Origin of the sequence: uncultured Paracoccus sp. (assembly GCF_947496875.1) — a bacterium.
Lineage (GTDB): Bacteria > Pseudomonadota > Alphaproteobacteria > Rhodobacterales > Rhodobacteraceae > Paracoccus.
In genome coordinates, this window is sequence record NZ_CANMEH010000004.1 from 261,853 (window position 1) to 279,908 (window position 18,056).

Here is an 18,056-nt window from a genome sequence, read left to right on the forward strand (position 1 = left end):
CGGCCGAAAGCCCGGATGATACCTGCCGCCCGCTGGCTGTGTCAGATCGGCGCGAAGCCGGTGGTGTCGACCTGCATCAGATGACCCTCGGCGATGTCGTGGACCAGCCCGTGCAGGGTCATCTCGCCGGCCTCGACCTTGGCCGCCACGAACGGGAACGTCATCAGGTTCTCCAGCGAGATCAGCACCGCCTGGCGCTCCAGTGCGCTGATCTGCTGATCGGCGGGCAGGTCCTTCACGCGCTCGTAGCCCGGGCGCAGGATATCCATCCAGCGGCCGACGAAGCTGGTCTTCTCCTCCAGTTCCGGCGCCGCGCCCGAGCACATCGCGTGGCATCCGGCGACGCCCCCGCAATTCGTGTGACCGACCACGATCAGATGCGCGACACGCAGCGTCTGGACCGCATATTCCACCGCCGCCGAGGTGCCGTGCTGTTCGCCGTCCGGCGCGTAGGGCGGCACCAGGTTGGCGATGTTGCGGTGGATGAAGAATTCGCCCGAATCCGCCCCGAAGATCGAGGTGACGTGCACCCGCGAATCGCAGCACGAGATCACCATGGCCCGCGGACGCTGGCCATCCTCGGCCAGCCGGCGATACCAGGCCCGGTTCTCGGAAAACTGGGTCGCCTTCCATCCTTGATAGCGCTGGACCAGGTAGCCGGGCAGGGATGAAAAGACCGACATGATGCCCTTTTCGGCTGTTGCGCGCCGACCGGCTTGCCCGTTGCGTAAAATTGCACGGGTTTTCTGGTCGACCGAAAGCGTTTATTGACTGCTAGCTGGCATGTTCTCGTGTGAAATTCAACGGGTGTACCGGAGCATGTCGAACCAGCTCAAGAGGATCGAGATCGTCGAGACTGTCTGTTTCGACGATCGACGGCTGGGCGCCATCGTGGACGACCTGGGCGAGCGGGCGGCCGAACAGGTCATCTCCGCGGCGCTGGACCAGATTGCCGACGGCATCGATTCCATCCTCACGGCCGGGGCCGAGGGCGATGCTGCCGCGGTGCTGATCCATGCCGAGGCGCTTGCCCGGCTGGCCTGGCAGATGGGGCTGGTGTCGCTGGCAGGTGTCGCGGTGGATGTGGGCCGCTGCGCGGAGCTGCAGGACCGGATCTCGCTGTCGGCGACCATATCGCGCCTGTCGCGGGTCGGCGCCCAATCCCTGGGCGAGATCTGGGAAGGCACGAAGGTGTGGGGATAGGCAGCCGGCGGGCCGGGCGGGACGGTCAGTTCAGGATCAGGCGCGGGTCGGCCGCGGCGAGACCCGCGGCCCACGCGGCTTCGGCAGCAAAATCATGCGGAACCTGAGCAGCCTGGCGCCGCCCCGACAGCGACTGCGAGGCGAAGAAGTCGAAGCCGTAGAGATCCAGCCGCGCCAGCCGCGACCGCAGGGCCAGTTCGATGGTCATGGCCCCCGTGGTCGGCGGGGCGCCAAGCCGCTGCACCAGCGCAGCGTAGTCAGCCGGTGGATGCAGATAGAACCCGGGTGAATGCGCGGTCTGCCAGTCCAGCCGCTTTCGCTTCGGTGACATCCACAGGATGCGCGCGGGCGACAGCCGGGTCCGGTCGGCCGCCCGCAGCCGGGTTGCCAGGGCCAGCCAGTCGGTGCGCTGCCCGTGACTTTCCCGCGACGGCATCGGTGCGCGATTGATGCGGATGACAAGATCCGCCGAGTCGATGGCGGCACCATGGCGCTGATCGGCGAAGGCCCGGGCGTTACCGACCAGTGCCACCCGTTGCCCGTCCAGCGCCGCCAGCAGCGCGCCCTGCGCCACCGACAGCGACGCCAGCATCGCCTCGTTCCGCAGCGTCCGGGCCATGTAGAAGCGCAGCGGCGTCATGACAGCAGATCCCGGTACAGGGTCACGATGGCGCGGGCCTCGTGGTCGATGCCGTGGTGATCCAGCACGTGCTGGCGGGCGGCCCGGCCCGCCGCGCCGCGCCCGGCATCGTCCGACAACCAGCGCTCGAGCGCCCCTGTCAAGGCGGCGGCATCGCCGCGATCGACCAGCGTGCCCGTTTCGCCGTCCCGGATCAGCGCCTCATAGGCGCCTGCGCGGCTGGCGATGACCGGCACCCCGCAGGCCATCGCCTCCAGCGGGGTCAGGCCGAAACCCTCCCACCGCGCCGGCGCGGCGAACAGGTCCAGTGCCTGGTAATGCCGCACGACGTCGTCCCACGGGATCTCGCCCAGAAAGCGGATGCGCCGGTCCAGACCGGCCGCGCGGATCCGGCCAATCAGATCATCGGCAAAGCCGCGGTTCTCGGGGGTGATCCGGCCGGTCAGGATCAGCTGGGCCCGCGGGTGCCGGGGAAAGCTGGCCAGCGCCGCCTCGACGAGCAGATCGACGCCCTTCTGCGCCCGCACCCGGCCGAAGCAGCCGACCAGGACGGCGTCGGGGTCGAGCCCCAGCGACCGGCGCAGGGCGGCCCGATCACGCGGCGGGTGAAAGGTCGCGGTGTCGACCCCGTGCAGGATCACCGTGGCGGGGCGTTCCAGATACGACGCCGCCTGTGGCGAGGTGGCGATCACCGCATCCTGGCGCCGGATCAGCCAGCGGGTCAGCCCGGTGTGGCGCCGTTGGGCCGCGCTGGTGAACAGCAGACGATAGCGCCGCCGCAGCAGGTGGCGCAGCGCCAGCCCCATCAGCATCTCGGTATTGCGGCGGGCGTGCCAGACCCGCCATCGGTCCCGCGGCAGGGTGGCGGCGCGGACCAGCGGGATATGGGGCAGTTGCGGCGGCAGCCCCGGGCCGGTCGCAACGATCCCGATCAGCCGCGCCTGCACCGGGATCAGCCGGACCACGGTGGCGGTCACCCCGGACAGCCTGCGTTTCAGGTTCGGGGCGACGACCTCGATCGCGCCCACGGGCGGGGGCGGCGGGGCGCGCTCTGCGGTTGAAGCCTCAGGCATCCGCGGCCTCGGGCGTCAGCAGATACAGCACGAACCCGATCACCAGCGGAACCAGGAAGAACGCGAACAGCAGCCCGAAGGCCTGCGCCGGCGGGTAGGCCTGCGCGGCCCAAGTGTAGAGCGGGCGGGACGCGAACTGCATGATGCCCACGCCCCCGATCGACAGCATGTTCATCAGCGTGACCCCCCGCCCGACCAGATGCGGGGGCAGGAAGCTGCGCGCATGCGCCATGATCAGCGCATAGTTGACGCCCGCCAGCCCGATCACCCCCAGCAGCGCGATCACGACCCCGGCCGGGGCGGCGGGCGCCAGCCACAGCCAAGCCAGCGCCGCGATCGTGATCGCGTGGCCCGCGACAACGGTGCGCCGGATCGACCCCATCGCCTTCGTGATCGGCCCCGCCATGAAGTTGCCGACCACCATCGCGACGCCCATCACCAGCGTCGCACGCCCCACCAGCGTGTCGCTGGCGTCATGAACACCTTGCAGATAGGGCGCGGCCCACAGGCCGCGGATCGCCGCCGAGGCAGCGTAGCTGACAAAGAACAGGGGCAGCAGGAACCACAGCTGCCGCAGCCGAAGGATGTCGCGGACCCGCCCCACCGGGCGTCCGCCGCCGCCGTGATCGGGGTCGCGCACCGACAGCGCGATCAGCACCGCAACCCCCAGCGTCAGCGCGGTCACCAGCCACAGGGTGGGGCGCCAGCCGATCGCCTGGATCATCGACACCAGGGGCGCCGCGCCCAGGATGTTGCCGGCCGAACCGAACCCCACCACAGCCGCCGCAAGCGCCCCGAATCGGGCCCGCGGATGGTCATGGGCAAAGATGTAGTAGCTCGCCATCAGGGCCGGCGCGCAGCCGATCCCGATCAGGCCCATCGAGACATGCAGATGCCAGGGCTCGGTGGCGAGCGCAAAGACCGCAGCCCCGCCCCCGGCGCCGGCGGCAAGCAGCCAGGATGCGGTGCGCCGCGGCCCGAACCGGTCCAGCGCCCAGCCGACCGGGATCTGCATCAGCGCGAAGGTGACGAACCACATCCCCGACGACAGCGCCAGATCGCTGGGCGTGGCCCCCAGCTCTGCTTCCAGGGTCGAGGTCAGCACCGCTAGAAAGGCGCGATAGAACTGGCTCAGCGTATAGGCCAGCGTCAGCGCGATCGTGCCAAGCGAAAGAAACGCGCCCATGATGTCTGGCTGACCCCGGTTCCTGGTCCGATGCCGGCGCAAGCTGCGGCAGCGCGGGGCGGCATGCAAGCCCCGTCCGAAGCGGCGCCGGTCTGCGGTTGTGTCAGACCCGGCCCAAGGCGGCGGCGGCCCACAGCGCCGCCTGCGACAGGCGCCCCTGGCGATAGAACCCGGCCCTGCGCAGCGCCGCCAGCCGAGTGGCAGGTCCGCCATCCAGCAACTGCCGGAACTCGGCCAACAGCACCCGGTTGCCCGGGGTCAGCAACGGCGCGCAGGCCGTCAGCGAGGCCAGGTTCTGGCGGCTCCACCGCGCGTGATCGCCGCGCAGCATCCGCCCCAGGCTGGCCAGCCGGGATCGCGCGCCGTCATTGGCGCCCACGACATTGGCGTCGTGCTGTCGGTAAAGCAGAGAGGGGCGGGGGTCATAGATCACCCGTCCGCCGGCACCGCTGACGATCTGGTAAATCCACCAGTCGTGCATCGTCACGGGTCCGGACAGCATGTCGGCGGCCCGCAGCAACTGCATGGAGGCCCGGTTCAGGACCACGGTGTTGCCCTGTACCACGTTCTGCACCAGCGCGTGGCGAAAGTTCGGGGGCCGATGGGGCAGTCGCGACAGGGCGATCGGCCGCAGCCGCGCGTCGCAGATCGTGACCCGGCTGCAATACACCGCGGGACGATCCGCAGGCACGGACCGCAGGGCCGTGGCGGCGCGGGCCAGCTTGTCCGAGTGCCAGACATCGTCCTGGTCGGCCAGCGCGACGAACTCGACCGCCGGCGCCATACGCAGCAGGGCTCGGAACTGTGCCACCGCCCCTTGCTGCGGACCGGTTCGCAACTGGACGCGGTCCGAATGCAGGGCGGCAAATTCCTTGACCATCGCCGGTCCGCCGTCCGTGGAGCCGTCGTCACCCACAACCAGCCGCCAGCCGACGTCCTGCTGGCTGGCAATGCTGTCCAGCTGGTCGCGTAGGAACGCGGCCCCCTGATGCAGCGCCATCAGCACCGCCACCTGCGGACTGGCAATCGTCACGGGCGCCTCCGGGCTGACCAAGGCGCTGCGACATCTGGGGCGGGATCGGGGGCAGGGATCATGGGTCTGTCCTGGACTGCCCTCGGCTCTGGCATGGACGGGCGGTCCCGTCTAGGTTGCGGCGCGCAACGGAAAGGAAAACCATGCAGATCATCGGCCCCGACGTCGAAACACGGCTCGACTGGATCGCCCTGACCGATGCGCTGGCCGCGGGGCACGAGCTGCCGCGCGCCGAGGTGGCCGACAGTTTCCTGTACCGTGGCGCCGACACGCTGCTGACCCGCAGCGCCTGGATCGACGGGCTGGGGATCGCGGTCAAGCCCGCCAGCGTGTTCCCCGGCAACCCTGCCAGTGGCGTGCCCATGGTGAACGGCGCGGTGAACCTGCTGGATGACACCACTGGGCAGCTGCAGGCCGTCGTCGATTTCCACCTGGTCACCAGGTGGAAGACCGCGGGCGACAGCCTGCTGTCGACGCGGCGGCTGGCCCGGAAGGATGCGCGCCGGGTGCTGATCATCGGCGCGGGCCAGGTCGCCGCCAGCATGGTCGACGCCTATCGCGCCCTGATTCCGGACGCGCAGGTCACGATCTGGAGCCGGCGGATCGACTCCGCGCGGGCGCTGGCCGCCCGAAAGGACGCGCAGGTGGCGCCTGACCTGGAACCTGCCGTGCGCGACGCCGAGATCATTGCCACCGCGACAATGGCGACCGAGCCGCTGCTGCACGGCGACTGGCTCTCGCCGGGCACCCATGTCGACCTGATCGGGGCGTATCGGCCCGACATGCGCGAAGCGGACGACGAGGTGCTGCGTCGCGCCCGGCTGTTCGTGGACAGCCGCGCCACCACCATCGGCCATATCGGCGAGATCCAGATCCCGCTGGAACAGGGCCGGATCGCCGAGACCGACATCCTTGCCGATTTCTACGAGCTGCCCGCCGGGGCCTTTGCCCGCTGCTCGGATGACGAGATCACGGTCGCCAAGAACGGCGGCGGCGCGCATCTGGACCTGATGACCGCCAAATACATCCAGTCGGTCGCCGACCCGGGCTGAGCGGCCGGCACGGGGCGCTCAGCCTCCGGCTCCCCGGTCCGGTCAAGCGGCGACCGGGGCGGGGCGCAGACCCATCGGCGCCTCGCGCACCGGCAGGTGGATCAGCGCCGAGAACGCGCCGACCCCGACGCCCACCCACCACACGATGGTATAGTCGCCATAGGCGTCATACAGCCGGCCGCCCAGCCACACCCCCAGGAACGACCCCAGCTGGTGGGACAGGAACACGAAGCCGTACAGCGTCCCCATGTAGCGCAGCCCGTAGATATAGGCGACCAGGCCCGAGGTCAGCGGCACGGTGGCCAGCCACAGCGACCCCATCACCAGCGAGAACACGACCACGGTGGTCGGCGTGATCGGGGTCAGGATGAACCAGGCGGCGGCAATCGTGCGCAGCGTGTAGACGCCCGCCAGCAGGTACTTGCGGCTGTATTTCCGGCCCAGCCACCCGGCCAGGATTGAGCCCGCGATGTTGGTCAGCCCGATCAGCGAGATCGCCACCGCCCCCAGCGCCGAGGTGGTGGTGATCCCCAGCGCCGCCAGCCCGCCGTCAGGCGCGATCGGGCCGCACATCTCGGTGATCATGGCCGGGAAATGGGCGGTGATGAAGGCCAGCTGGTAGCCGCAGGAAAAGAACCCGGCAAAGATCATCAGATAGCTGGGATCGGTGAACGCACGGCGCAGCACATGCCCCATGCTCTCCTCGATCTCGGCCCTGCTGGCGGGTTCGCGCGACCGCAACATCGGCAGAAACAGCAGCGTCGTCAGCACCAGCCCGGCAAACACCATGAAAACCTGCGGCCAGGGCATCAGCGCCAGCAGCCCTTCGGCCAGCGGCGGGCCGACGACCTGCCCGGCCGATCCGGCCGCGGTGGCGATGCCCAGGGCCAGGCTGCGGTTGTCGTCGCTGGCGGCGCGTCCGACGATCGCCAGGATCACGCCGAACCCGGTGCCCGCGATCCCGAAGCCCACGGCGATTTCCCACATCTGCATCGCGCCCGGCGTCTGCGCGACCGCAGTCATCAACAGGCCCAACGAATACAGCGCTGCGCCCAGGATGATCGCCCAGCGGTCGCCCCAGCGTTCCGCCAGCGCGCCGAAGATCGGCTGGCCGATCCCCCAGGCGAGGTTCTGGATGGCGATCGCCAGGCTGAAATCGGCGCGCGGCCAGTCGAAGGTCTCGGCCACCGGGATCTGGAACACGCCAAAGCTCGCCCGCAGGGCGAAGTTGATCAGCAGGATCAGCGATCCGCCGATCAGCACCGGGGTGAACAGCCGGGCAGACGGCGACAGGGTGGGGGACAGGCTCATCGGCGGCTCCGCGGGACGTGCGACATTTGCCCGCCGCCGCGCCGGCGTCAATCGGTCGCGGCCGGGGCGCCGCGGGCCAGCCGCCGTGCCGCCTCGTGGCCGGCGTGGCGGCCCGTGGCCATGCAGGCGGTCAGCAGATAGCCCCCGGTCGGGGCTTCCCAGTCCAGCATCTCGCCGGCTGCGAACAGGCCCGGACACGCACGCAACTCCAGCGTCGGGCGCAGGCTGGACCCGGTGATCCCGCCGGCGGACGAGATCGCGCGGTCCAGCTCCATCGGCCCCGCGTGGCGCAGCGGCACCGCCTTGATGCGCCGGGCGAGCGCGGCAGGGTCCTCGGGCAGCGGGCGACCCCACTCCAGCAGCAGCGCAACCCGCACCGGGTCGCCGATCGCGCGGCGCAGCCAGTTGCCGATCGACAGGCGCCCGCGCGGGCGCGCCAGGCGACGGGCCAGGGCCGCCATGTCCAGATCGGGGGCCAGGTCAATGATCCCCGGCGCGCCGTCGCGCAGGGCGGACGCGACCTCGTAGACTCCGCCGCCCTCGACCCCGCCGGGGGTGATCACCCATTCGCCCCGACTGGTCAGCCTGCCTGCGTGCAGCGCCGTGCCCTTGACCGCGGCGCCGGCGTGGCGCGCCATCGGCGCCGACCAGTCCACCCGAAAACCCATGTTCGCCGGTCGGAACGGCGCGACCTCGACCCCGGCGTCGCGCAGCCACGGCACCCAGGCGGCGTCCGATCCCAGACGGGGCCAACTGGCCGCGCCGAGCGCCAGCACCGTGACCTGCGGCGCCACCAGCCGCGTCCCGTCCGGCGTGTCGAATGCCAGCGCGGATCCATCGAACCCGGTCCATCGCCAGCGGCTGCGCAGCGTCACCCCCTGCGACTGCAGCCGTCCCAGCCACGCGCGGAGCAGGGGCGAGGCCTTCATCCCCACCGGAAACACCCGTCCGGTCGATCCGGTGAACAGAGCGATCCCGAGCCCCCGCGCCCAGGCCATCACCTGGTCCGGCCCGAAATCCGCCACGATCGCGCGCAGCCCGGCGGCGTCCAGCCCATCCATGGGCCCATCGGCCGCACCCATCTGCAGACGAGCGACGAAGGCTGGAACGGGTTCGTCCCGGGTCAGGTTCAATCCGGACTTGCCCGCCATCAGGAACTTGCGCGCCGGCGTCGGCATCGCCTCGGCGACCACGACCGGCAGGCCGGCCCCGGCCAGCGCCTCGGCGGCCATCAGCCCGGCCGGACCCGCCCCGATGACCAGCGCCGGCAGGGGCTCGGGGGTACATCGGTCGCTGGTGTCGAGGTTCCGGGCCGGTTCGTTCACCGCCCGCCCCGCGGCATCATCGCCAACCGGATCAGCGCCCGTTCCATCACCGCCATCGCCGGCGCGCGCGACGCCGATCGCAGCGTCAGGTCGGTGTCCAGCAGCAGGTGCAGCGCATCTTCCAGCGGGCGCATGCCCCAGCCCTGCGCCTGCCGGACCATCCGGTCGCGCCGCGGCCCGAACACCGGTGGGCGCAGCCGCGACAGCCCGGCGGCCGCGCCGCCCGGATCGCAGGCCGCGGCGTGCAGTGCCCGGAAATGGCGAACGCAAGCGATGCAGATCGTCACCGGCAGGATGCCCTGCGTCTCGATCCGCTGCATCAGCGGGCCCAGCGCGTCGGCGCGTCCCTCGGCGGCGGCATGGATCAGGTCGTCGACATCCGCCTCGATCGTGGCGGGGGCCAGCAGCGCGATCTCCTCGCCGGTCAGCGGCTCGTCATCGCCGAACTTGTACAGCCCGATCTTCTCGACCGTCTGGCGGAAATCGCCGGGGTCCAGCGCCCGCGACAGGGCCACCAAGTCGCGCATCGCGGCGGGCGGCACCGCCCGCAGCCCCGCGTCGGCCAGCCAGCGGCCGATCTCTTCCTCGCCCGGCGGGTCGTCATAGACGGGCGCGGCGACGGCGGTGCCATGCGCCTCGAAGATCTTGCGCAGCGCCGAGCCCTTGTTCAGCGCCCCGGCGGTGACCACGATCACCGCATCGCCGTGCGCCCAGGTCTCCAGCGCCGCCCGGATCGCCGGCGCGACCGCGTCGGTCGCGTCCTCGACCAGAACGACCCGGGGACCGGGAAAGAACCCCACCGCCTTGACCTCGTCGATCAGCCGGGCCGTGTCCTTGCGCAGGTCGGCCGCCGCGATGCGGGTCAGCCGCATCTCGGTGTCGGCGGCGGGACCGGTCAGGGCGGCCACCGCCTCGGCCCGCTTCATCGCGACCCGCATCGCGTCCTGGCCGTGGATCAGCAGGGCCGGGCGGGTCGGATCGGGCCGCGCCAGATAGCGCGCGATCTCCTGCCCCTTCAGGATCATCGCGCCGGGGCGGCCGCCAGAAGCCGCGTGACCACCTGGTCGGCCAGCATCGTCGCCAGCCGTTCGCGCGCGTCGCGTTCCCCCGTCAGGGTGGCGATGGTCGTTCCGACCGAGGAATAGCTGGTGAAGTTGCTGACCTGTCCCTCGGTCACCGTCGCCCCGCTGGCGGCATCGACCAGCCGATAGGATGCGGTCCCGTTCAGCGAATAGCGGGTGGCGACCTGGTCGGTGCTGATCGCCTGCGGCACCACCGCCACGGTCAGCGCGTAGTCCAGCTGCAGGCGCGATCCCTCGGGCCCCAGCCGGTCCTGGATGCGCCGGACAAAGGCGAAATCGTCCTGAGTCTGCGGATCGGCCGCCCGCACCTGACCGAACAGCGCCGACCCGCCGCCGCCGGGGCCATAGACGGGGGTAAAGCCGCAGCCCGCCAGCGCCGCCGCGGCCAGCAGCGCCAGCGCGGTGCGGCGGTCACGCCACGACATTGACGATCCGCCCCGGCACCACGATCAGCTTCTTCGGCGCCGCGCCGTTCAGGAAGCGCTGCACCGTGTCGTCGGCCAGCACCTGCGCCTCGATCTGGGCCGCGGCCATGTCGCGCGGCACGGTGATCTCGGCCCGCCGCTTGCCGTTGATCTGGATCGGCAATGTCACGCTGTCGTCGACCAGCATCGCCGGGTCGGCCTGCGGCCAGGCGGCGTCGACGACCATGCCCTGGCCGCCGGATTTCGCCCACACCTCCTCGGCGAGATGCGGGACCATCGGCGCCATCAGCTGCGCCATGATCCGCAGCACCGCGCGGCGGGGTTCGCCGCCGGACGGGGATTTCGCCACCGCCGCGGCCAAAGTGTAGATCGCCGCCACCGCCTTGTTGAACGCAAATCCGTCGATCGCGCGGGTCACGTCGGCGATGGCCCGGTGGGCGGCGCGGGTCAGGTCGGGATCGTCCGCGCCGTCCTGCGGCGTCTCGTCGGCCAGCCGCCAGACCCGGCCCAGGAACTTGGCCGCCGCCTCGGCGCCCGCGGCGGTCCATTCGACGTCGCGTTCCGGCGGGCTGTCGGACAGCATGAACCAGCGGGCGGTGTCGGCGCCGAACCGGGTGACGATGTCGACCGGGTCCACGACATTCTTCTTGGACTTCGACATCTTGGCCGAGGGAATGATGTCCACCGCGGTGCCGTCGGCCAGCTTTCCGTCGGTCACGTCCTCGGGCAGGTGATAGACCGGCCGACCTTGCGCATCGCGGGTCATGTAGATCTCGTGCGTCACCATCCCCTGCGTGAACAGCGCGTCGAACGGCTCCTTGGCCGTTTCGGGCAGGTGACCGGTCTGCACCATCGCCCGCGCGAAGAAGCGCGAATACAGCAGGTGCAGGATCGCGTGCTCGATGCCGCCGATATACTGGTCCACGTTCATCCAGTAATCGGCATCGGCCCGGTCGGTGGGCGTCGCCGCGTGGGGCGAGGTGAAGCGGGCGTAGTACCAGGACGAATCGACAAACGTGTCCATCGTGTCGGTCTCGCGCCGGGCCGGGCCGCCGCAGCGTGGGCAGGATGTCGCGGCCCAGCTCGGGTGGCGGTCCAGCGGGTTGCCGGGCACGTCGAAGCTGACGTCCAGCGGCAGCAGGACCGGCAGGTTCTGCTTGCTTTCGGGCACCGTGCCGCAGGCGCCGCAATGGACCACCGGGATCGGGCAGCCCCAGTAGCGCTGGCGCGAGATGCCCCAGTCGCGCAGCCGGTATTTCGTCACCGCCTCGCCCCAGCCGTCCCGTTCCGCCACGACGATCGCGGCATCGACCGCCGCCTCGCCGGTCTGGTCGGCGGCGCCCGCAAAGCCGCGGACATAGGTGACGGTCTCGGATTTCAGCGGCACATAGGCCCCGGCGGCCACCAGCGCGTCGGCGGCGGCAATATCCATGCCCCGTTCGCCGAAGGTGGCCGGGATCGGCAGCCCGTATTTCGTCGCGAATTCGTGGTCGCGCTCGTCATGCGCCGGGCTGCCGAAGATGGCGCCGGTGCCGTATTCCATCAGCACGAAATTCGCGATCCACACCGGCAGCTGCCAGTCGGGGTCCAGCGGGTGGCGCACCGTCAGCCCGGTATCCAGCCCCAGCTTCTCGCCGGTCTCGATCGCCTCCTCGGTGGTGCCGCCGCGCCGGCACTCTTCGGCGAACGCGGCGATGCGCGGGTCCGTCGCGGCCAGCGTGCGGGCCAGCGGGTGATCCGGCGACAGCGCCACGAAGGACGCGCCCCTCAGCGTGTCGGGCCGGGTGGTGTAGACCTCGACCCGGTCGAATCCCGCGGGCGCATCGACCGTGCCGAACCGGAACTGCAGGCCCCGCGACTTGCCGATCCAGTTGGCCTGCATCAGCCGCACCTTGTCGGGCCAGCCGGTCAGCCCGTCCAGCGCCGCCAGAAGCTCCTCGGAGTAATCCGAGATGCGAAAGAACCACTGCGTCAGTTCGCGCCGCTCCACCGGCGCGTTCGACCGCCAGCCCTTGCCGTCGATCACCTGCTCGTTGGCCAGCACGGTCATGTCGACCGGGTCCCAGTTCACCTGCGCCGACTTGCGGGTGATCAGCCCGGCCTCCAGGAAGTCCAGGAACAGCGCCTGCTGCTGGGCGACATAATCGTCGTCGCAGGTTGCGAACTCGCGGCTCCAGTCGATCGACAGGCCCAGCGGGCGCAGCTGGTCGCGCATCGTGGCGATGTTGCCATAGGTCCAGTCGCGCGGATGCCCGCCCTGCTCCATGGCCGCGTTCTCGGCCGGCATGCCGAACGCGTCCCATCCCATCGGGTGCAGCACGCTGAAGCCCTGGGCGCGCTTGTACCGCGCCACCACGTCGCCCATCGTGTAGTTGCGGACGTGACCCATGTGGATTCGCCCGCTGGGATAGGGGAACATTTCCAGCACATAGTATTTCGGGCGTTCGTCGCGACGGGCGCGAAAGCTGCCGGCGGCATCCCACGCCTGCTGCCAGCGCGATTCGCTGTGGGCGGGATCATAGGGCATGGCGGACCTCCGGGCGAAACATTGCCGCGCGGGTTTAGCCGTGCGCCCGGCGCAGGTCTAGCGCCCGGCCGCCAGACGCCGGGGTTTCGGTGCGTCGGCCCCGGCGGCTGCCTACAGCCGCCCGTCGCGGACCCGCAACTGCCGGGCCCGGGTCAGGATCGCATCCTCGACCGCCCGCACCGTGCCCGGCGCGACGGCGCCGCCGCCCGAATCCTGCAGCGCGACCTTCAGGCTGCGGGCATCCAGGGCGGGATCGCTGATCTTGACGGTGGCGCGATAGGCGCGGCCGCCGCCGGGCGGCGTGCCGTAGCCGGTCACGATCACCCCGGTGAACGGGTCGATCGACTGGACCGGCAGGAAATCCAGCACCTCGAGGCTGGCGTTCCACAGATAGCGGTTCACCGCGACCTGCTGGTTCGGGTTCTCGGTGCTGCGGAACAGCCCCCAGATCGTCGAGCGCTCTGGCTCGGGCGGCGGGCTGTTCGGCGGCAGCCCGCCGATCCGCGGGCCGGCCGTCCCGCAGGCGGCCAGCATTCCGCTCACGGCCAGGATGGCGGTGATGCGGCAGATCCGTGGTGTCATCGCGTCCCTCATCCCGTCGCGGCCATCCCGTCGCAGTTGGCCCGTCGCACCGTCGCGTCAGGAACCTCGAAAGCGGTGGCCGTCCTGTCGCCGCCAGTCTTATCCTGCGGGGCCCCGACGCGACAAGCGGTTATCCCGGACAGCCCTGCGGTGCAGCCACAACACGGCACTGTGACCAAGAAGCCGCACCCGGATCGTTAAACGTCGCGGCGGCTGTCGATTGATTTGCAATGAAAACCCAAAAGCAGGAATTTCGCCTCACACCCGGGTGGTCAACCGCCTGGGACCACGGAGAGACAAGAGGGTAAGAGATGAAAAAGGTTCTGTTCGCGACCACCGCGCTCGTCATGACCGCCGGTGTCGCATCGGCCGAAGTCACGCTGGATGGTCTGGCGATGTTCGGCGTCATTTCGGACGAGCGGAAGGCTTCCGGCGACGACTTCGTGCTGCAGCACAACGTCGATCTGTTCGTCCGCCTGCGTGGTGAAACCGACACCGGCCTGTCGTTCGGCGCCAACATCGATCTGGAAGACCTGGAAGACAGCCGCCAGAACTCCTGCGACCCCGACCCGGGTGATCCGGACTTCTGCACCGACTTCACCGACGTTGACGGCGACGGCTATCCCTCCAAGCAGGGCCGGAACGAGACCTCGGGCACCAACGTCTTCTTCGGCGGCACGTATGGCACCATGACCTACGGCAACACCGACGGCGCGTTCGACAAGCGGATCACCGAAGTCCACCGCATCATCGGTCTGGACTACGAGATGTGGACCGAGAACCAGGTCGACAACGACGATAATGAAAACATCCTGCGCTATGACTACGACATGGGCGATCTGGGCGTGTCGCTGTCCTATGCGGGCGAAGACGACGCCAAGGGCATCTCGGTCGGCTATGCCGGCACGTTCGCCAACTACGGCTTCAACGTCGGTCTGGCCTACGAAGACAGCGATGACGGCTACCTCTGGGGCGCCTCGGCCGGCACCAAGATCGCCGACATGATCGAACTGCGCACCGCCTACTGGAAGGGCGAGGACGACACGCCCGATCAGCGCGAGCAGTGGGACATCTCGGCCGCCTACAACGCCAACGGCATCCTGTTCGGCGCCAACTACCTGATGGATCAGGACTGGGACGAGGACTACTACACCGTGTTCGCCGAGTACGAACTGGGTGAAGGCGCCAAGCTGTTCGCGCAGCACGGTAAGCGCGACGAGAGGCGCGATGGCGACGAAGAAAAGATCACCTCGATGGGTGTCTCCTTCAGTTTCTGATCCCCGGATCGGTGCTATCGGGAAAGAGCGGGCCTTGCGCCCGCTCTTTTCATTTGAAACCCTCGGCCGCATGGCACTGGACGACATCACACGCCGCCTGCGGGCGGCCGAATCCGCCGCCGGCCGGGACCCCGGCCGCGTCACCCTGATCGCGGTCAGCAAGGTCCAGCCCGCCGACCGCGTCAGGGCGGTGCTGCAGGCCGGGCACCGGGTGTTCGGCGAAAACTACGTGCAGGAAGCGCAGGGAAAATGGCCCGAATGGCGCCAGGAATTCCCCGGTGTCGCGCTGCACATGATCGGCCCGCTGCAGTCGAACAAGGCGAAGGCGGCGGTCGATCTGTTCGACGCGATCCACACGCTCGACCGCGCCTCGCTGGCCGGCCGGCTGGCGCGGCTGGCCGACCAGACCGGGCGGCAGCCGCAGTTGTTCGTTCAGGTCAACACCGGCGCCGAGCCGCAGAAGGCCGGGTTGCTGCCCGACGCCGCCGACGCCTTCGTCGCCGCCTGCCGCGCCGACGGGCTGCGGCTGGACGGCGCCATGTGCATCCCTCCGGAGGATGAGAACCCGGTGCCGCATTTCCGCCTGCTGCGGGCCATCGCGGAAACCAACGGCTTGCCGCTGCTGTCGATGGGGATGAGCGCCGATTTCGAAGCCGCCGTGGCCGAGGGTGCGACCCACGTGCGGGTCGGCAGCGCCATCTTCGGCGCCCGCGACTACGGCGCGGCCGGCGACACGGGCGAGGGGTCGTCCGGCTGATCGCGCCGGAACAGGGCGCCGTCGACCACCACCCCCGTCGCGTCGTGATCGGCGTCCAGCAGGGTCAGGTTCGCTCGCCATCCCGGCGCGATCCGCCCCAGCGACCCGTCCAGCCCCAGCGCCCGCGCCGGATTCCCCGACGCCATGCGCAGCGCCGCCGCCGGTGACACGCCGGCGTGGCGGATCATGTGCCGCACGCAATCATCCATCGCCACATGCGCCCCGGCCAGCCGCCCCGTTGCGTCGGTCAGCCGCCCTTCGGCCAGCCAGATGCGCCGGCCGGACAGGGTGAATTCCTCGGTCGTTCCAGCCAGGGTCAGCATCGCGTCGGTGACCAGGCACAGCCGGTCCGCCATCAGCCGCGCGGCCATCGCCACGTTGCCCCAGGCGACATGATGGCCGTCGGCGATCAGCCCGGCGAACAGCCGGTCGGACTGCAGCGCTGCGCCGACCAGCCCCGGGGCGCGGCCGGCCAGCTGGCTCATCGCGTTCCACAGATGGGTGACGCCGCGGATCTGCGGCGGCAGGTCGCCGGGCTGCGCCTCGCTGTGGCCGGCGAACAGGATCACCCCGGCCCGGTCCAGCGCGGCGATCATCGCCGGGTCCTGCCCCTCGGGCGCCAGGGTCACGAGCAGCACGCCCGGAAACGGCGCGGCCAGCAGCGCCACGTCGGCGGCGTCCAGCGGCCGGATCGCGGCGGCGTCGTGGATGCCGGGCCGCGCGGGCGACAGGAACGGTCCCTCCAGATGAACCCCCAGCACCCCCGGCACGCCACGCTCCACCGCGGTGCGTCCGGCGTCCAGCGCACGCCGGTAATCCTGCCCCGGCGCGGTGATGAAGGTGGGCAGCAGCTGTGCGGTGCCCCCGGCCCGCGCGCCCGCCGCGATCCGGGCCAGCGTGTCGGCGGTGGGGTCCAGGTTGAACTGCCGGTCGGCCGCGCCATTGATCTGCAGGTCGATGAAGCCGGGGGCCAGGATGGCGGCCGCGGGCCGCGGGTCGCCGGGACGGGCCGGGCGCAGCGCCGTGATTCGCCCGGCCTCGATCTCCACCACATGGTCCGGCAGCGGCTCATCCGCCCGCCCGTCGAAGACCAGCCCCGCCCGGATCGACCGGGGGCGGTCGGCGATGTCGGTCAACGGTCGGTCCGGGCAATCGGCGTGGGTCATGTCCGGGTCATAGGCGCGCCGCCCCGTCCAGGCCAGCACTGGCGATTACCGGAGCGTCGGCCGTCACTCCGCGGCCAGATCGGGGCGATCGCGATCGGCCGCGGTGCCCGCATCGATGGCGGACAGCGCCGGGGGGAGCCGGGCGATCAGCCCGGCAAACCGCGCTGCGAACCGGTCGAACCCGTGATGCGGCACGATCGCCTCCTCATCCATGTAGAGCGTCCGGTCGATCTCGATCTGCACCGCGTGGCGCCGCGCCGACGGGCGGCCATAGGCGGTAACCACATGTGCCCCGGCAAAGGGCGAATTGGCGCGGATGCGGAACCCCGCGCCCACGGCGGCGGCGGCCACCGCGGCGCTGACTGCGGGCTCGGCCGATACGCCGTTGCGGTCCCCCAGCACCAGTTCGGGGCGCTGGCCCGGCAGATGGCTCAGCGCCGCGCGGGGCATCGAATGGACGTCGATCAGCACCGCCCGCCCGAACCGCGCCACCGCCTCGTTCATCAGCCCGGCCAGCACCGCATGATAGGGGTGCCAGAACGCCGTGATCCGGCGCGCCGCCTCGGCCCGGGACAGGGGCAGTCGGCGGATCTCGCGGCCCTGGCCCACGACCCGGGGGACCACACCCAGCCCGGACATGACACGGGTGCTGGTCCTACCCGGCACGCCCCCCTCGACCACGCGGGGATCGATCTCGTCATCGGCACGGTTCAGGTCGACCACGGACCGCGGCACCCGCGCGCTCAGCACCACCGCGCCCTGCGCCACCGCGGGTTCGATCAGCCGGTCCACGAACGCATCCTCGGACGACCGCAGCACCCGCAGCTCCAGCTGCGATTCGGCCAGGAACCAGTCGGGATAGTCGCGCCCGGAATGGGGCGAGGCAAAGATCAGCCCGCCGCGCCACTGCGCCGGCCGGACCAGATCGAACAGCCTTGCGAAATCGCGCGACATCGGTCCCTTTCCCTGCGGCCTTTCCCTGTGGCCCGGCCCGGTTGGGCCCGGCAGCGGTCACCGCACTGACGTCAGATAAGCTGCGGCAGGGGCGGACGCAAAGCCTACTTGCAAGCCTTCGGGCCTGTCGATATAGACACGCGGACCGACGCCCCTCCGGCTCTTGCCGGGCGGCGCTGGACGGGCGGTTAGCTCAGCGGTAGAGCACTACGTTGACATCGTAGTGGCCACTGGTTCGATCCCAGTACCGCCCACCATTCTTCGCCGCCCCCGGTCCCCGGGGGCATTTCAGTTTCCAGGCGCAACCTGCGAGCGCCGCCAAGAGGAGAGAGCCGATGAAAGTCCGGAACTCGCTGCGTTCGCTGAAAGAACGTCACCGGGACTGCCAGGTGGTGCGCCGCAAGGGCCGCATCTACGTGATCAACAAGACCAACCGCCGCTTCAAGGCGCGTCAGGGCTGATC

At 70.4% G+C, this 18,056-nt stretch carries 18 protein-coding genes and 1 tRNA gene; 6 read left to right on the forward strand and 13 right to left on the reverse strand.

All coding sequences use genetic code 11. The annotated features are described in order from the left end of the window. Nucleotides 1–41 precede the first annotated feature (41 nt). Nucleotides 42–683, reverse strand: coding sequence for a carbonic anhydrase (locus tag Q0938_RS07705; protein WP_299360737.1), 642 nt, complete (start codon nucleotides 681–683; stop codon nucleotides 42–44). A 136-nt stretch (nucleotides 684–819) separates the two neighbouring features. On the opposite strand from Q0938_RS07705, the gene Q0938_RS07710 reads away from it, so the two are divergent. Continuing rightward, nucleotides 820–1,203: a hypothetical protein gene (locus Q0938_RS07710; RefSeq protein WP_299360738.1), complete on the forward strand. Its 384-nt coding sequence runs from the start codon at nucleotides 820–822 to the stop codon at nucleotides 1,201–1,203. A gap of 25 nt (nucleotides 1,204–1,228) precedes the next feature. On the opposite strand, the gene Q0938_RS07715 is transcribed toward Q0938_RS07710, so the two are convergent. The 4 genes from Q0938_RS07715 to Q0938_RS07730 form a co-directional block, all read right to left on the reverse strand. Further along, nucleotides 1,229–1,843 carry a glycosyltransferase family 29 protein gene (locus Q0938_RS07715; RefSeq protein WP_299360739.1) on the reverse strand — a complete coding sequence of 205 codons (615 nt, stop codon included), beginning with the start codon at nucleotides 1,841–1,843 and terminating at the stop codon, nucleotides 1,229–1,231. Then, nucleotides 1,840–2,916 carry a glycosyltransferase family 4 protein gene (locus Q0938_RS07720; protein WP_299360741.1) on the reverse strand — a complete coding sequence of 359 codons (1,077 nt, stop codon included), beginning with the start codon at nucleotides 2,914–2,916 and terminating at the stop codon, nucleotides 1,840–1,842. Before Q0938_RS07720 ends, Q0938_RS07715 begins: the two co-directional genes overlap by 4 nt. Then, nucleotides 2,909–4,102 (reverse strand): MFS transporter, encoded by a 1,194-nt coding sequence (locus Q0938_RS07725; RefSeq protein ID WP_299360742.1) that lies wholly within the window; start codon nucleotides 4,100–4,102, stop codon nucleotides 2,909–2,911. Before Q0938_RS07725 ends, Q0938_RS07720 begins: the two co-directional genes overlap by 8 nt. Nucleotides 4,103–4,205: 103 nt before the next feature. After that, a complete protein-coding gene (locus Q0938_RS07730; RefSeq protein ID WP_299360744.1) occupies nucleotides 4,206–5,135 on the reverse strand; it encodes a glycosyltransferase family 2 protein in 930 nt (309 codons plus the stop codon). A gap of 143 nt (nucleotides 5,136–5,278) precedes the next feature. Between Q0938_RS07730 and Q0938_RS07735 the strand changes: the two genes are divergently transcribed. Continuing rightward, the gene (locus Q0938_RS07735) at nucleotides 5,279–6,187 is read left to right on the forward strand and encodes an NAD(P)-binding domain-containing protein (RefSeq protein ID WP_299360745.1); all 909 of its coding nucleotides are present in this window, start codon (nucleotides 5,279–5,281) and stop codon (nucleotides 6,185–6,187) included. A gap of 42 nt (nucleotides 6,188–6,229) precedes the next feature. Here Q0938_RS07735 and Q0938_RS07740 read toward each other — a convergent pair whose 3' ends face one another. The 6 genes from Q0938_RS07740 to Q0938_RS07765 all read right to left on the reverse strand — a co-directional run bounded on the left by Q0938_RS07740 (nucleotide 6,230) and on the right by Q0938_RS07765 (nucleotide 13,439). Further along, a complete protein-coding gene (locus Q0938_RS07740; protein WP_299360747.1) occupies nucleotides 6,230–7,498 on the reverse strand; it encodes an MFS transporter in 1,269 nt (422 codons plus the stop codon). Nucleotides 7,499–7,545: 47 nt separating this feature from the next. Then, the gene (locus tag Q0938_RS07745) at nucleotides 7,546–8,823 is read right to left on the reverse strand and encodes a TIGR03862 family flavoprotein (protein WP_299360748.1); all 1,278 of its coding nucleotides are present in this window, start codon (nucleotides 8,821–8,823) and stop codon (nucleotides 7,546–7,548) included. Beyond that, on the reverse strand, nucleotides 8,820–9,848 hold the full coding sequence (gene holA, locus Q0938_RS07750; protein WP_299360750.1) for a DNA polymerase III subunit delta: 1,029 nt from the start codon (nucleotides 9,846–9,848) through the stop codon (nucleotides 8,820–8,822). Before holA ends, Q0938_RS07745 begins: the two co-directional genes overlap by 4 nt. Further along, nucleotides 9,845–10,330 (reverse strand): LPS assembly lipoprotein LptE, encoded by a 486-nt coding sequence (lptE, locus tag Q0938_RS07755; protein ID WP_299360752.1) that lies wholly within the window; start codon nucleotides 10,328–10,330, stop codon nucleotides 9,845–9,847. Before lptE ends, holA begins: the two co-directional genes overlap by 4 nt. Continuing rightward, nucleotides 10,317–12,857, reverse strand: coding sequence for a leucine--tRNA ligase (gene leuS / locus Q0938_RS07760; RefSeq protein WP_299360753.1), 2,541 nt, complete (start codon nucleotides 12,855–12,857; stop codon nucleotides 10,317–10,319). Before leuS ends, lptE begins: the two co-directional genes overlap by 14 nt. Nucleotides 12,858–12,968: 111 nt before the next feature. Then, nucleotides 12,969–13,439 carry a DUF3576 domain-containing protein gene (locus Q0938_RS07765; RefSeq protein WP_299360754.1) on the reverse strand — a complete coding sequence of 157 codons (471 nt, stop codon included), beginning with the start codon at nucleotides 13,437–13,439 and terminating at the stop codon, nucleotides 12,969–12,971. 311 nt (nucleotides 13,440–13,750) lie between these two features. Between Q0938_RS07765 and Q0938_RS07770 the strand changes: the two genes are divergently transcribed. Both Q0938_RS07770 and Q0938_RS07775 read left to right on the forward strand, forming a co-directional pair. Further along, a complete protein-coding gene (locus tag Q0938_RS07770; protein ID WP_299360755.1) occupies nucleotides 13,751–14,716 on the forward strand; it encodes a porin in 966 nt (321 codons plus the stop codon). Nucleotides 14,717–14,786: 70 nt separating this feature from the next. Then, a complete protein-coding gene (locus tag Q0938_RS07775; protein ID WP_299360798.1) occupies nucleotides 14,787–15,473 on the forward strand; it encodes a YggS family pyridoxal phosphate-dependent enzyme in 687 nt (228 codons plus the stop codon). On the opposite strand, the gene nagA is transcribed toward Q0938_RS07775, so the two are convergent. Further along, the gene (gene nagA / locus Q0938_RS07780; RefSeq protein WP_299360756.1) at nucleotides 15,431–16,639 is read right to left on the reverse strand and encodes an N-acetylglucosamine-6-phosphate deacetylase; all 1,209 of its coding nucleotides are present in this window, start codon (nucleotides 16,637–16,639) and stop codon (nucleotides 15,431–15,433) included. The genes Q0938_RS07775 and nagA overlap by 43 nt on opposite strands. Before the next feature lie 63 nt (nucleotides 16,640–16,702). Continuing rightward, on the reverse strand, nucleotides 16,703–17,593 hold the full coding sequence (locus tag Q0938_RS07785; RefSeq protein ID WP_299360757.1) for an N-formylglutamate amidohydrolase: 891 nt from the start codon (nucleotides 17,591–17,593) through the stop codon (nucleotides 16,703–16,705). 182 nt (nucleotides 17,594–17,775) lie between these two features. Between Q0938_RS07785 and Q0938_RS07790 the strand changes: the two genes are divergently transcribed. Then, a tRNA-Val gene (locus tag Q0938_RS07790) sits at nucleotides 17,776–17,850 on the forward strand. 78 nt (nucleotides 17,851–17,928) lie between these two features. After that, entirely contained in the window at nucleotides 17,929–18,054 is a 126-nt protein-coding gene (ykgO, locus tag Q0938_RS07795) for a type B 50S ribosomal protein L36 (protein WP_036720860.1), read from the forward strand. Nucleotides 18,055–18,056: the final 2 nt, after the last annotated feature.

What these genes read in the sequence shown, in the direction of transcription:
- Q0938_RS07705 (WP_299360737.1), bottom strand. Translation starts at nt 683, where the DNA reads ATGTCGGTCTTTTCATCCCTGCCCGGCTACCTGGTCCAGCGCTATCAA.
- Q0938_RS07710 (WP_299360738.1), top strand. Translation starts at nt 820, where the DNA reads ATGTCGAACCAGCTCAAGAGGATCGAGATCGTCGAGACTGTCTGTTTC.
- Q0938_RS07715 (WP_299360739.1), bottom strand. Translation starts at nt 1,843, where the DNA reads ATGACGCCGCTGCGCTTCTACATGGCCCGGACGCTGCGGAACGAGGCG.
- Q0938_RS07720 (WP_299360741.1), bottom strand. Translation starts at nt 2,916, where the DNA reads ATGCCTGAGGCTTCAACCGCAGAGCGCGCCCCGCCGCCCCCGCCCGTG.
- Q0938_RS07725 (WP_299360742.1), bottom strand. Translation starts at nt 4,102, where the DNA reads ATGGGCGCGTTTCTTTCGCTTGGCACGATCGCGCTGACGCTGGCCTAT.
- Q0938_RS07735 (WP_299360745.1), top strand. Translation starts at nt 5,279, where the DNA reads ATGCAGATCATCGGCCCCGACGTCGAAACACGGCTCGACTGGATCGCC.
- Q0938_RS07740 (WP_299360747.1), bottom strand. Translation starts at nt 7,498, where the DNA reads ATGAGCCTGTCCCCCACCCTGTCGCCGTCTGCCCGGCTGTTCACCCCG.
- holA (WP_299360750.1), bottom strand. Translation starts at nt 9,848, where the DNA reads ATGATCCTGAAGGGGCAGGAGATCGCGCGCTATCTGGCGCGGCCCGAT.
- lptE (WP_299360752.1), bottom strand. Translation starts at nt 10,330, where the DNA reads ATGTCGTGGCGTGACCGCCGCACCGCGCTGGCGCTGCTGGCCGCGGCG.
- leuS (WP_299360753.1), bottom strand. Translation starts at nt 12,857, where the DNA reads ATGCCCTATGATCCCGCCCACAGCGAATCGCGCTGGCAGCAGGCGTGG.
- Q0938_RS07765 (WP_299360754.1), bottom strand. Translation starts at nt 13,439, where the DNA reads ATGACACCACGGATCTGCCGCATCACCGCCATCCTGGCCGTGAGCGGA.
- Q0938_RS07770 (WP_299360755.1), top strand. Translation starts at nt 13,751, where the DNA reads ATGAAAAAGGTTCTGTTCGCGACCACCGCGCTCGTCATGACCGCCGGT.
- Q0938_RS07775 (WP_299360798.1), top strand. Translation starts at nt 14,787, where the DNA reads ATGGCACTGGACGACATCACACGCCGCCTGCGGGCGGCCGAATCCGCC.
- nagA (WP_299360756.1), bottom strand. Translation starts at nt 16,639, where the DNA reads ATGACCCACGCCGATTGCCCGGACCGACCGTTGACCGACATCGCCGAC.
- Q0938_RS07785 (WP_299360757.1), bottom strand. Translation starts at nt 17,593, where the DNA reads ATGTCGCGCGATTTCGCAAGGCTGTTCGATCTGGTCCGGCCGGCGCAG.
- ykgO (WP_036720860.1), top strand. Translation starts at nt 17,929, where the DNA reads ATGAAAGTCCGGAACTCGCTGCGTTCGCTGAAAGAACGTCACCGGGAC.